Annotated in this window: 9 protein-coding genes; 3 read left to right on the top strand and 6 right to left on the bottom strand. The window is 60.2% G+C overall.

The window, feature by feature from the left end:
• Positions 1-4 precede the first annotated feature (4 nt).
• From FHW77_RS00475 to FHW77_RS00450, 6 genes are all read right to left on the bottom strand, one after another.
• On the bottom strand, positions 5-2923 hold the full coding sequence (locus FHW77_RS00475; protein WP_111814677.1) for an autotransporter outer membrane beta-barrel domain-containing protein: 2919 nt from the start codon (positions 2921-2923) through the stop codon (positions 5-7).
• A gap of 346 nt (positions 2924-3269) precedes the next feature.
• Positions 3270-4631 carry an FAD-containing oxidoreductase gene (locus FHW77_RS00470; protein WP_111814679.1) on the bottom strand — a complete coding sequence of 454 codons (1362 nt, stop codon included), beginning with the start codon at positions 4629-4631 and terminating at the stop codon, positions 3270-3272.
• Positions 4628-5089 (bottom strand): DUF4126 family protein, encoded by a 462-nt coding sequence (locus tag FHW77_RS00465; protein ID WP_111814681.1) that lies wholly within the window; start codon positions 5087-5089, stop codon positions 4628-4630. Before FHW77_RS00465 ends, FHW77_RS00470 begins: the two co-directional genes overlap by 4 nt.
• A gap of 308 nt (positions 5090-5397) precedes the next feature.
• Positions 5398-5916, bottom strand: coding sequence for a siderophore-iron reductase FhuF (fhuF, locus tag FHW77_RS00460; protein WP_286086085.1), 519 nt, complete (start codon positions 5914-5916; stop codon positions 5398-5400).
• A gap of 235 nt (positions 5917-6151) precedes the next feature.
• On the bottom strand, positions 6152-6985 hold the full coding sequence (locus tag FHW77_RS00455; protein ID WP_353618947.1) for an iron-siderophore ABC transporter substrate-binding protein: 834 nt from the start codon (positions 6983-6985) through the stop codon (positions 6152-6154).
• Between the two features lie 35 nt (positions 6986-7020).
• Complete coding sequence (locus tag FHW77_RS00450) at positions 7021-9216, bottom strand: TonB-dependent siderophore receptor (protein WP_111814687.1); 2196 nt, start codon at positions 9214-9216, stop codon at positions 7021-7023.
• Between the two features lie 285 nt (positions 9217-9501).
• Here FHW77_RS00450 and FHW77_RS00445 point away from each other — a divergent pair, with 285 nt between their 5' ends.
• Genes FHW77_RS00445 through FHW77_RS00435 form a run of 3 tightly spaced genes read left to right on the top strand, consistent with a single transcriptional unit; the run spans position 9502 to position 13075 of the window.
• Positions 9502-10248, top strand: a complete 747-nt coding sequence (locus FHW77_RS00445; protein ID WP_044459055.1) for an AraC family transcriptional regulator — start codon at positions 9502-9504, stop codon at positions 10246-10248.
• Entirely contained in the window at positions 10245-11102 is an 858-nt protein-coding gene (locus FHW77_RS00440) for an ABC transporter ATP-binding protein (protein WP_111814689.1), read from the top strand. Before FHW77_RS00445 ends, FHW77_RS00440 begins: the two co-directional genes overlap by 4 nt.
• Positions 11103-11158: 56 nt before the next feature.
• Positions 11159-13075, top strand: a complete 1917-nt coding sequence (locus tag FHW77_RS00435; RefSeq protein ID WP_353618946.1) for an iron ABC transporter permease — start codon at positions 11159-11161, stop codon at positions 13073-13075.
• The last annotated feature ends 79 nt before the right edge of the window (positions 13076-13154 follow it).

Below are 13154 nucleotides of genomic sequence, written 5' to 3'. Positions count from 1 at the left end.
CGTCTTAAAACCTGACGGTCAGTCCTGCCGTGCCGACAAGACTGTAGCTGCTGCCGAAACTGACGAGACTTGTGTTGACGCCCACTTGCCCGTGGACGGCGTATTTTTCGTTACCCCAGGCATATGTCCCGCCGATCCCGAGACCACCCCAGAGGTTGTCCTGGGTGTTGACGAGCGCCGTGCCGGCGACCTCGGTCCTGCTATCCGGCAGACCGTTGTAGTAGAAATTGGCAATGCCATAAGCATGAATACGGCTGGTGTCGCCGCCCTCATCCTTCCAGCTGTTCTGGTAGTCGGTCGAAAGGCCCAGCCGGATAGTAAGGTCGTCACCCTCGTCCAGCGAAACGGCGGCGCCATAGACGTCGGTAAAACGATCATACGTAACGTTGGAATAAGTGAGTTGCGCCTGCGGAGTCATCGACCAATTGCCGGCGAGTGCGATCTGCTGGCCGGCCTCGACGCCAATCGCATAGCCAAAGCCGCCATTGTCCGATGCCAGACGGGTTGCCGCGGTTGAGGAATCAAGTCTGCTGTCATACCAGGTCAGGCCGGCTTGGGCATCAAGGTAAAAGCCGCCAGATCCGTACCAGGTCAACGATCCACCCACACCATAGCCGTCGCTGCTGATTGAACCGTTTCCGAAAACCGACGTCACGTCACCTGCAATGGTGCCATATCGTACCGATAGCCCTCCGAAAAGATTGCCTGCCTCGCCTGAAAACAGCTGCTGGTCGAGGCCGGCCTGCAGTTGCCATGTGTCGATGTCGAGGTTGGCGCCGGTGGTGGAGAACCGGGAATCCATGCTGGCGTGGCGGCCGACAATGCGGCCCCATATGCCGGTTTTGTCCTCAGCTGCTTCGGTCAACGCGCCTGTCTCGCTCGTGCCGGTCATCCATGAACGGTTGCCGACGCGCTGCTGCAATGTTTCAGGCTCGTTGAGCCCCTGCAGCGCCGCGGCGTAGACCTCGTAGACCGGGGCTCCCGCCTGGTATAGCGGCCCAGTCGGAACGCTGCCATTGAGCAATGCCGACCGCAGATACCAGTCGCCGTCGGCGGGTGAGCTTATGCCCCCCTGGTTGAGACGATAGGCATAGGCTCCAGCAACGACGGCAGCGTCCCCCTCGAAGGTATAGTTCCCAAGCAGGTGGAAATCGCCCGTGGATACGCCGCCGACATCGACGATTTTGATGCCTTCGCTGGTCTGCGCACCGACGCCGCCGAGATTGATGACGCGAACATTTGTGCTGCCCGAGGTACCACCGGTTACCACCAGCAAATCCGTGGCCGAATTGTCGCCACCCAGAACCGTTTCGATTTCCAGCACGCCGCCATTGCCGGCATAATCGCCTGCGACTGTAAGGGTGCCGATCGAATTGCCCGGCGCGATGGTTCCGCCGGCAAAATTCGTCGTAGTCCCTACCTGACCAACGCCCTGCAACCGTCCGCCTATGACTTCGATCGACCCGCCAAGCACACCATTAACCGAAAGGATGCCACCATACACCCTGGAGACACCCGAGAGGCCTGAACTATCGGCACTGAGAATGGTCTGCCCGGGACCCACCTGCCAAACGCCACCCGTCCCGGTAATCGTCCCGCCGAAGGTCACTATGTCGGAGCGATTGAAAGCCAGGACGCCGCTGCTGTCGACATTTCCGAGGATGCTGCCGCGCGTCCCGCCATCGCCCAGCTGCAGGACGCCGGCTGCAATCGTCGTACCGCCGCCATAACTATTGGCACCCGTGAGCGTCAGCGTGCCCGGGCCGTCCTTCGTAAGACTACCCGGTCCGGTCATTACCGGAGCGACGCGGATATTGTGACCGTTGGTATCAATGATACCGCCGCCGGAACCCAGGGTGACCTGCTGCGCGCCATAATTGCTGAAAAAATTCGTATTGTCTCGGATGGCGCGGACAATGCCGCCATTAACCGTGACGTTCGCCGTGCCCAGCCCGCCTCGGAAACCGCTGGTTTCCAGAACCCCGCGCGCGCCCGGCGCACCCAGCACATTCAGCGTGCCGCTGGCCGTGGTGTCCGATATGCCAAGATAAACGCCGCTGTTCGCGTAGACCCTCGCGCCATCGTCGATGGTCATGACACCGGTTCCGTAATTGCCCAGGTTAAGGTTGAAGCTGGTCATTTCCCAGTTCGATCCCGCGCCGGTGACGGTGACGTTGCCATTGCCGCCGGAATTGGCGCCCACATAGCCCTGGCTGCTGGTCAGGCTGGCGCCGTCTTCGATCCGCAGATCGCCTTGGCTGAACAACCCCACCGTGAACTGATCCGTGACGGTCCAGGACGAGCCCGACGTTAGAAGGGCCTCTCCGTATCCGCTGATACCGATAATGGCGTCATAGCTTGAGATTGTGGCACTATCGGAAAGCTCAACATTGCCTTGCCCCCAGGAACCGACGCTGACCCGCCCCGCGATAGAAACATGACCACCCTGCCTGACGTTCAGAGTACCGGCCCCCTCCTCTCCGATATTCAGGTCCTGCCGGAGAGACCAGCTGGATGCAGTGCCGGAACCGTCATCGCCCGAAACCGTCACGATGCCGATGCCGCCGGTGCTGGCGCCGATGTAGCCGGTTTCCCCGGTCACGAGCCCACCTGCCAGGATGTCGATGGTTCCTCGGCCATATTGCCCGATGACGACATTCTCCAGATTGTCCCATCGCGAATCCTGGCCCGAGACCGTTACGACGCCAAATCCTCCCGCATCGCCGCCGACGTAGCCTGCGTTGTTCGTCAATATGCTGCCATTGAAAACGGTCAACCTGCCGAAACTGGTAAAACCGATGTCCAGGTCGACACTGCCATCGACGAGCGCGGGATCCGATGGTGTGCTGTCGCCGCCAATCGATACCTGTGCCCAGGCGGGCGAAAGCGTCGCCTGCGCCACGACCAACAGTGCCGTCGACATGAGGCATTGGCGGGATGCACGAACGTTATGGAGGAAACGGCTGTTCTGCATCGCAGACCTAGTTGAAAAATTGAACCAAGCAACAGCGATGGTGGGAGGATTATGCTTAACAAATCACTAACTTCACTTCTCGCCGATTAGCAGGTTGCAAAGAAATCGCTATTTCTGAAAATATCAGCTCCTGATTGCGGTTTATGGATACTGCAGAAGCCATTCCCGAAATCGAGTGAGCAGCTCAGCCGGACACGTGTGGAGCGTAAGGCCGGACGTTGAACCAACGAAACGAGCGACAGTCGCCTCATCGATCCGGAAAAGCCTTTGCGCTCCTCGCCGGGCCGGCTGGACGTCAGGTTTCCCTGAGGTCGCTGATCAGTGTCGGCACCAGCTCTCCGACCGTTGGATGGATTGGCACAGCCCAGCGCAGTTCTTCAGCTGTGGCCCCCAGGTTGATGGCGTCGAGCACGCCATAGACCGCCTCGTCACCTCCGACCCCCAGGAAAGCGGCACCGAGTATCCGGTCGGTTTCGGCGTCGGCGACGAGTTTCATGAGGCCAAGCGTTTCACCTTTCTCAACGGCCCGGCCGACGCGGCTCATCGGTCGGGTCGAGACCTTGATCCGGTGACCGGCCTCCTTCGCCTGACGCTCCGTCATGCCAACGCGTCCGAGCGGCGGATCGATGTAGAGGCCGTAACCGAGGGTGCGGTCTGACACTTTTCGATTGCCGCCATCAAGGAGGTTTGCCGCGACGATCTCGAAATCATTGTAGGACGTATGCGTGAATGCGCCTCGCCCGTTGCAGTCACCAAGGGCCCAAATGCCTTCTGCGGTGGTCTGCAAGCGCTCATCCACCGTGATGAAGCCGCGTTGATCAGTCTCGATGCCAGCAAGATCGAGACCGAGATCATCGGTGTTCGGCCGCCGTCCGAGGGCGACCAGGACATGGCTCCCACTGACTTCGCCCTGATCGGTCCGCACGACGACGCCCACATCTTCCTTGGTGAAGGACAGGAGTCTGCGGTTCAAAAGAACCTCGATGCCATCCCTACTCAGAATCTCCGCAATGGCTTGCGAGATATCGGTATCCTCCCTGGGCGCCAGTTGCTGCCCACGCTCAATGACCGTAACCTCGGCGCCGAAGCGCCGATACATCTGGGCGAATTCCAGTCCGATATAACTGCCACCAAGAACAATCAGATGTTTCGGCAATTTCTCGAGCGCGATCACCGACGTGCTCGTGAGGTATGGCACGTCCTCAAGGCCAGGAATGTCTGGGATGTGTGGCCGCGCGCCGACATTTATAAAAATCTGCGGCGCAGTATAGTCTGTCCCGTCCACGGACACGGCCTTCGCACCGACGAATTTGGCCTGGCCGTGGATCACATCCATCGTTTCGAGACTGTCAAACCAGGATGCCAAACCGTTTCTCGCATCAAGGGTCACCTTCCTGGCGCGGGCCGCTACGGCCGGCATGTTCACTATCGGCTCACCGCTGATGGTGACGCCGAATTCGGATGCGCGCCGCGCAACCTCCGCGGTCTTGGCGCTGGCGACCAATGCCTTGGTCGGCATGCACCCGGCGTTGACACAGGTGCCGCCAAGATATTTGCGTTCGATCAGGACCACCTTGCGGCCCATCGCCGCCATGCGGGCGGCAAGGAATGGTCCGGCCTGACCGGCCCCGATGAAGATCGCGTCATACTCCCTCATGACACGGACACCACGACGATCAGTGCGAGCAGGATGGCGACCGCATCCTCGATCAGGGCGGCGGGAAGGTCGCGGCCGAAATGCCTGGCGAGATAAGCGCGGCCGGATGCACCGCCGAAGGTTCCGACGACAGCGCCGATGACCCCCGCGAGAAGCCCGGGAACCACCATTCCTGCAGTTGCGGCGACCGTCGCACCGCTGAGAGCGCCCATTATAACCCTTGCTCCGAATTGAACGGGTACCTTGCGTGAGGGCGTGCCGGGAAGCTGGTCGGCAATCAGTTCCACGATGGCAAGCACAGACAAAATCGCCGCAGCCCAGAGCGAGCCCATGAAGGAGAGAACGCTTGGAGAAATATCGAACCACCCGAGATAAGCGCCCCAGGAGACTGCGGCCGGGGCAGTCATGGTGCGCAGACCGGCGACAAGCCCTATCAGCATTGCGAGAAGAATGAGCATTCAGATCCCCTAAGCTAAGTCGGCATGCCGCGGCGCCCGGCTGATGCGCAGTTGACAGTTCCCTTGCCCGTCCGGGCCGTCCTGGGTCGACACCTCCGAAGGAAGGCCGGAAGATCGGTCGCGACGGCGTCCCGGATTGATCCTCAACTTGCCGTTACCTACCGGACAGATCGCAACCGTACCATGGCGTGCCAGTTTGGTCGACAGGGCCGCTGCGTGGTGCCGTGAGCCAGCGCCCCGTCGTTTCGGTTGTTTGAGGTCCTGCAAATTTGTTGAAAGGGGGCACGCTATCTGCTTACGGCAGGCCCTTAATTTTTTCCCGAAGAACAGTGCCGCCCCGGGCACGGGCACGTCTTGCAGTAATCCAGTCCGTCGATCAGATATCGGATACAACAGACGCGGCGGAGCCGCTCCGGCTGGCCATCGCTTCCAGGGTAAAGGATAGGTCTGAAAAGCGGGTTACGTGAGCCATCTGCCATCTGAGGCAGCTCAAGCAATGCCAGTGCATCCGCGACGCCTGCACCAGGGCAATCATTATCCGCGGCGTAACCGCGGGCGATACCTTCGAACAGGTTGCCCGCATTTGACCAAAGGACGTTGCGAGACAGCCCGCTCACCTCGGACACAGCTCGGATAACTGCTTCGATATTGCCCCTGATCAGAAAATCGAAACGCTCCTCTGCGGACTTCGCTCGGACCGGGTGGCCGAAATCAGTCAGGCCGAGCGAAACGACCTCCCCTTCACCGCTTATTTCGATGCTCAAGTCCGCCGGCGTCAGAGTTACCCGCCAATCCAGTAACATGGCTGCGGTGGCAATCGGTCTCATCACCCTTGCGAAGTACCGCTTTGACCACTCCCCGGCAACGGCGGCAATGGGCGCGTTCGCCCCGTGGCGGCGACTGTAACTGTTGAGGACAGCCAAAAGACAATCGGGCTCCAGCAATTCAGTGAAAGCCAGATCAGTGGGCCGCCTGCGCCGGAAGCAATCCCGCCATTGCGAATGTGCCGACTGCCGCAGCAATTCGCCAAGAATCTCCGACCTTCGCATACGCTCCCGCAGCCTAAACGAGCCGGGTGACAATCTGGCGAGCCAGATGCTGCAGTGATGCCGTGGAGCCGAATGGCCAGGATGGCATGCCGGTCAAACGGACATTTCCTTGCGCTACGACCGGCAACATAGGCCAGAGCGAAGCATTGAGAAGATCAGCCGGAACGGTCTCGCCGAGGACGAACAAGGTGCTGTCGCTCCCAAGGGAGGCAAGTCCTTCAAGATCGATTGTCGTAAAACCGAAAGGTTGCGCTGACATTTCAATGCCATCGGCAAAGCCGATCTTCCTGAGAAGGCCGGAAATTGCGGCGTTGGGCGCAAAGACGCGCAACCGCGGAACGCCCGGCAACGGTTGCGCCACGACCAGCTTGCGGCCTGCCACCTGCCCGGCATGGCGCGATTTCAGGTTTTCGATCTCATCATCGAAACGTCCGAGGAGCCTTGCGACGTCATCCGATCGCGAAAGCGCTGCGCCCGCCTGACGGGCGCTCTGACAGACGCCCGCCAGCATGTCACCGCCATTTTCCTGATCATCGATCAGATGAACCGGAGCGATCTCACCGAGCGCATGAGCAATGGACGCGTGCCGATACCGCGACGTCAAGATGAGGTCAGGCTGCAGTTTGCGGACCGCCTCGAGGCTGGGCTGCTGTCGTCTTCCGACGTCGACGGCATCGGAAAGGCCTTCATTTGCGACATCGACCCATGTTCTGTACCCGGAGATTTCCGCGCATCCAGCCGGCGATATTCCAAGGGAAAGCGCAATCTCGGTCGCAGTCCAATCGAGCGTGACCAGGCGCGAGGGTCCTGAGGCGGCAAGCGACCCTGGCGCCGCAATCAAAGCCACCGCGCCACTCAAGAACGATCGTCTGCCTATATCCGCTACCACTTCACGCTCACTGTTCCGACAACAGTCAAACCCTGCCCGTAATAGCACTGCGTGGTGGTGTTGCAACCGGCGACGTAGGTCTTGTCTCCGAGATTGTAGCCGTTGAGCTGGAACGAATAGCGATCATGTTCGTAACGGGCAAAGGCATCGACCAGCGTATAACCGGGAACGAAGAATGAGTTCGCGGTGTCCCCGGCAGTCTTGCCGATGCGTCGGACACCACCACCGACTGTCAGCTTGCCGTTCCAGCTGTCCGGCATCGGCAGATCATAACTCACGAACAGCGACTGCTGCTGCTTTGGAACGGTATACGGCATTTTCCCGATCTGGGTGGGCGTCTGGCTCTCGGTTACCACAGGATCCTGCCAGCTCGCCGCCGCAGTAACATTGAGACTGTCCCAAAGGGTGGCGTTGGCCTCCAGTTCGATCCCGCGGACGCGCACCTCGTCAGTCTGGTAATAAACGCCTGCAACACGGTTGACGACATTCTGCTGCGTCGCCTCGAAGCCGGAAAGAGTGAGGCTGAAGTCCTCGCCCTGTGGCGCAAATTTCACGCCGATTTCCTTCAGCTCGCCTTTGGTTGGCTTCAGCGGCGTTGGCGCCAATGTCAGCACCGGGGAGAAGGACGTGGAATAAAGCGCGTAGGGCACAAGGCCGTTATCAAGGACATAAGCGGCACCGACCCTGCCGGTGAAGGCTCTATCGTCCTGCCGGTATCGGGTGGTAAGACCGCTGGCAAGCGTGGTGCTGTCGGAATCGTTGCTGACATGGTCCTGGCGGCCGCCAACCGTCAGTCGAAGCCCGCCGAGTTCCATTTGATCCTGGAGATAGAAACCGACCTGACGCTGCGTCTGATCAAGACGTGTCGTCAGTGCTGCCGGCTGTACGCCAACGCCGTAGACCGGATTGAACAGGTCGAGTGTGGGGCCACTGCGTGATCCTGTCCTGTTCACAAGGTTTTGCCACTGCACGTCGATACCGCCGAGAAGCGTATGGCTGATTGGCCCACTGTCGAACTTGTACTCAAGATTGGTATCCAGCGCCACGGCGTTGAGCGTTGGCTGCGCATTGTAAACGAGGCGTGAAAGTGTGCGCTGGTTGGCCGAAAGGCCGTTGCCGAAAAGGTTTTGATAATTGACGTCCAGATATGAGTACCGGAAATTCTGGCGTAGAACGAGATCGTCGTTAATTGCATGTTCGAGCCGATATCCAATATAGGCCGTTTCCTTGTCGTAAATCGCCAACGAGGGATCGCCGTCCGAAAAGCTGCGCGGTATCGTCAAACCGAGACTATTGGAATAGATGCTCCCGAGTGCTGGAATAAGCGAAGGCACCTGGCCGGCGTCATCCTTCATATAGGCGCCATAAACCGTGAGACTGGTATCTTCATCCGGCGACCACCTGACTGTCGGGCTGATGGCGAAACGGTCGTTCTTGCCGAAATCGTTCATTGTTTCGCTGTCGCGGATAATGCCTTCCAGGCGATAGGTAAGATTTGAATCCGCACCGACAGGGCCCGTGACGTCAAACCCTGCTTCCTTCTGATTATAACTTCCGAAGCGCGCGTAGACTTCTCCGCCAGCGGTCTCTGACGGATCCTTGCTGACCATGTTGACGACGCCGCCGACATTCGTTTGTCCAAAAAGCGCCGAACTTGGTCCGCGCAGCACTTCCACGCGATTAAGGAAGTAGGGTTCCACTCGAAAGCCGGCATAGCCACCGGTCTGGTTTGCAATCTGCGGCACGCGTAAGCCGTCGAGATAGAGATCGGCGCTAAAGCCGCGGATGCTGAAGTAATCCGAACGGGGGTCGTTACCGTAGCGTTGGCCGTTGACGTTCGCGCTATAGAGCAGGCTGTCCGCCACCGTCTGCACGGCTCGATCCGTCATCGCGCCACGGGTAATCACGGAGACGGATTGCGGCGTCTCGGCAATCGCCGTCGTCGTCTTGGTGGCCGAAGCCGATTGCGTCGCAACGTAGCCACGCTGTTCGACACGCGCCCCTTTGGCGCCCGTCTTTCCCTGTACGACGATTGGCTCAAGCACGGTGGACCCATTTGCCTCTTGCGCCTCAACCCTTCCCGGCTGGAGGACAAGCGCCCCCAACGCAACGCCTGACACCAGAAACAGGAGCTGCTGTCTGGTGACGTGGCAGGTTGATGTGCGAAGGCGAAGGTGGGTGTTCTGCATTCGAGGACCTGTGATAGGAATACTGCGTAAGGGCTACTCCGGACTGTCCGCAGTGATTTTCTTTTCCCGCACGCTTGGCCGCTTAACTAGACTTTTTTTATCAGCATTGTCAGGTCAAAATCGAGCTCTTGCGGGCCATTTTGTGGCCCGATCCTGTTAGATGATATTATTCTGCTCCATCGGGCCAATTTTTCCTTTTGAAATACGGACGCGACGCGACTATGGCTCTTCCCGTTGGATGCGGCGGCAAGGCCCCCGTGAGGAATCCCATTGCCTGGAAACACGATGAAACAGCCGCAAAGGGCAGCCGATCTTCAAAATGTGCCGCGGCCTGTCGCTGCCATGGCGCGGACCTACGAGCAAAGCGTCGATTTTGGCTGGCACAGCCATCGCCGAGGGCAATTGCTCCAGATCATCGACGGCTTCATGACCGCCCGCACCCCCGACACCTCGTTCATCATCCCCTGTGGTTACGGTTTGCTGATAACGCCGGAGATACCACATGCCGTCCATTCACACGGGCGGGTTTCCATGCAGTCGGTCTATATCGAGCCGGACCCGGGGATCGCCATGCCGTGGGAGCCGCCACGTGTCATCTCGACCTCGACGCTCCTTTCGGCCACGGTTGGAGCGTTCCTGAAGGAACCAACTCTTTATGACGAAAATGGGCGCGGCGGACATCTGGCAGCTCTGATACTCGAAGAAATTGCCAATGCGGAGGAAGGCCCGTTTGCGCTTCCAATGCCAAGTGACAGGCGATTGCAGCGGCTGTGCCGGGATCTTTCCGAAACCCCATCGCTCGATCTTGATATTGACCGCTGGGCAGACAATCTCGGCATGAGCCGGCGCACCATGACCCGGAAATTCCGAATCCAGACGGGCATGAGTTTCGCCGAATGGCGGCGTCGCTTGCGCATGGCGCATGTCATGCGCCGGCAGGCGGAGGGAGCGCGCCTGGAAGAGGCGGCCGCAGACGTCGGTTATCGCAGCCTGTCCTCTCTGCGCAAAGCCATGCGCGAGGCTGCCGGATGACGGGGCTCGCAAGCAAACAGAAGACGCAGACAATCGCCGCTCAGGCGATTGGTCTCAGCGTCATCTATGATCAGACTCAAGCGCTTCGGCAGGTCGATTCGATCGCATTCGAAGGCCGTATTACCGTCATATGCGGCGCGAACGGTTCCGGGAAAAGCACGCTGCTCAAATGCCTCGCCGGGCTCGAACAACCGACGGAGGGCGAGGTCCACCTGTCCGGGCAGCAACTCAACGCTTTGTCACGGCGCACCGTCGCCCGTCAGGTTGCCGTCATGAGCCAGACGCCGGAGGTTCCGATCGGTCTGAGCGTCGAGGAACTCGTTGAACAAGGCCGTTATCCTCATCGCCCCTGGCTGGGACGCCTGTCGGCACGGGACCGCAGAATTATCGAAAGCGCCATCTTTCGCGTCGGCCTCCAGCACTTACGTGCGCGTCAACTCACGACCCTCTCCGGCGGTGAAAGGCAGCGCGCCTGGCTGGCCATGGCTCTGGCGCAGGAACCGCGTGTCCTCTTTCTTGATGAACCCACGAGCTTTCTCGACATCAGACATCAGGCCGAGCTGCTGACACTCCTGCGCAAACTCAACTCGGAGGAAGGGCTCACGATCATCGCGGTGCTTCACGATCTCAATCAGGTTATGGATGTCGCCGATGACGTCGTCCTGATGCAGAAGGGTCAGGTTCTCGCGGCTGGGCCGACACACAAGGTGCTTCGGGCTGACCTGCTGCGGCAGGCCTTTGAGTGTGACGTCGATCTCGTTCCACATCCCGACGGAAGCGGGCGAACCTATTGCATGGTCGATTGGGTCGGCACCGGCAATCGGCAAAACCGCCCGGCTTCGGCTCAACCATGACTTTGTCTCGCCTCGCCCTTCATCGATTGGCTCCATCCCTTGTCTGGCCCGTTGGCGTGATACTTTTGCTGCTCCTGGCGGCGCTGGAACTCAGAGTGGGGAGCAGTCTGGTCGGCTGGAGGGACGTGTTTCTTTTTCCGACAGCCCCGGAAACACTCGCGCAGGCAATTCTGGAAACGACCCGGGCGCCCCGTATGGTCGCAGCAATATCAACTGGCGCCGCCCTCGCGCTGGCAGGTTCGGTTCTCCAGACCGTCTTGCGAAACCCTTTGGCGGCTCCGGATATACTGTCCGTTACCAGCGGCGCGCAGCTTTTCCTCGTTGTATCGACCTTGTTGCTGCCCTTGGCTCTGCCACCCATCATCGCAACAAGCGCAGGCGGCCTCGCCGGCGCAGCTGCATGTCTCGCGCTGGCAGGCGGCTTTCAAGCCGCGCCCGGCCGGCTGGCTCTTTCGGGTATCGCCGTATCACTTTGTTTTTCCGCCATATCATCGGCCATCGTGCTTCTCGCCGACGAACGGGCGTCCGGTTTGTTGCTCTGGTCCTCCGGTATCCTGGACCAGACCGGATGGGCCAGGGTCGCCACGGCGATCCCCTTGGTGCTCCTGTCTTTCCTGATGCTGATGGTGATGGCGCGCGCCCTGGACTTGCTGGGACTGGGAGATCAGGCCTCGGCCAGTCTCGGGGTGACGCGGGCCGTCACACTTTTCGGTCTGCTCGTCGGCGTTCTTCTCTGCGGCGCCGCCGTTACCCTCGCAGGGCCGATTGGCTTCATCGGCCTTGCAGTCCCGAATGTTTTGCGCGCATTGGGTATAATTCGGCATCATCGCCATCTGCCGCTTTCGATGGTTTGGGGAGCAAACACCCTGCTCCTCGCAGATGTCGTCACGCAGTCCCTCGCGCACAATGGCACGAGCATACCCACAGGCGTTACGGTTGCCTGCCTTGGTGCACCGGCCATGCTGCTCCTGCTCCGGAAGGCGAAGATCGGGGGAGAGCGCCGAATCGGCTTGCCCGTAGGGATAGCGCCCCCGCCCCTGCCCCTTGCCGCGGCAGCGCTTGCCGCCTTGGGCCTGATAGTCATCGCGGCAAGTCTCGCGACAGGCGACGGACTTTCACTGACGATTGCCGAGGTGACGGGAAACCTCGACCTGCGCGCGCCTCGCCTTCTTGTGGCACTTGGCTGTGGTGCATTGCTGGCTACTGCCGGCACCGTCTTTCAGGCGGTGACGCGCAATCCGCTGTGCGGGCCGGAGACGCTGGGCCTTACACAGGGAGCAGCGCTGTTTAGCCTCGTCGCGCTCCTATTGGGATTTGCGCCCGCAACGCCAACTTTCCAGGCGGTCGCTCTGGCCGGGGCCATTACCGTGCTCTTGCTGCTCCGGTTGCTGGCGCCGAAATATTCTCCTGAGAAATTCGTCCTGGCCGGTGTCGCAATCGCAGCAAGCCTGGGCGCGGCCGCAACGATCATCGTCGTGGAGGCTCGCCTGCAAACGGCTCAGGCACTTTCGTGGCTCATCGGCTCGACGCACGCCCGTGGTTACGCCGACGCAGTCGTATTGATGCCATGGGTCTTCGCCCTGTCGGCCATCGGCCTGTTGTTCAGCCGTCATCTTGATGCGTTTTTGCTTGGGGACGAAAAAGCCCGCTCACTGGGCCTCGCGACGGGAAATGCGAGCAAATACGCGATGCTCTATGCCGCCGTCGCGGTGGCAATCGCCGTTTCTTCCATCGGAGCCGTCAGTTTCGTTGGCTTGCTCGCGCCCCACGCGGCTCGGCTCCTTGCCGGAGCGCGCCATGCCAAAAGCCTTCCTGTCGCGATGGCGCTCGGCGCTGTGATGCTCGCTTTCGCCGACACGATCGGTCGCAGCATTATTGCGCCACTCGAACTTCCGGCGGGCATCATCACCGCAATTATAGGTGCGCCCGCCTTTATGCTGCTGCTCCGTTCCGGATTGAGGTCGCGGTCCTGATCGAATGGAAGAGGTGCAACTCTATGGTCCCGGGTGTTCGACTGCGGGGCGGTAAAATCCGGCGACAACGCCCATCGCC

The organism is Agrobacterium sp. RC10-4-1 (genome assembly GCF_014138475.1).
Lineage (GTDB): Bacteria > Pseudomonadota > Alphaproteobacteria > Rhizobiales > Rhizobiaceae > Agrobacterium > Agrobacterium pusense.
Note: the sequence above shows the minus strand (reverse complement) of the source record. Positions and strands in the feature narration are given on the sequence as shown.

Coding starts and splice junctions, on each gene's coding strand:
- fhuF (WP_286086085.1), bottom strand. CDS start 5,916: ATGAGACCGATTGCCACCGCAGCCATGTTACTGGATTGGCGGGTAACT.
- FHW77_RS00450 (WP_111814687.1), bottom strand. CDS start 9,216: ATGCAGAACACCCACCTTCGCCTTCGCACATCAACCTGCCACGTCACC.
- FHW77_RS00465 (WP_111814681.1), bottom strand. CDS start 5,089: ATGCTCATTCTTCTCGCAATGCTGATAGGGCTTGTCGCCGGTCTGCGC.
- FHW77_RS00445 (WP_044459055.1), top strand. CDS start 9,502: ATGAAACAGCCGCAAAGGGCAGCCGATCTTCAAAATGTGCCGCGGCCT.
- FHW77_RS00440 (WP_111814689.1), top strand. CDS start 10,245: ATGACGGGGCTCGCAAGCAAACAGAAGACGCAGACAATCGCCGCTCAG.
- FHW77_RS00470 (WP_111814679.1), bottom strand. CDS start 4,631: ATGAGGGAGTATGACGCGATCTTCATCGGGGCCGGTCAGGCCGGACCA.
- FHW77_RS00475 (WP_111814677.1), bottom strand. CDS start 2,923: ATGTCGACGGCACTGTTGGTCGTGGCGCAGGCGACGCTTTCGCCCGCC.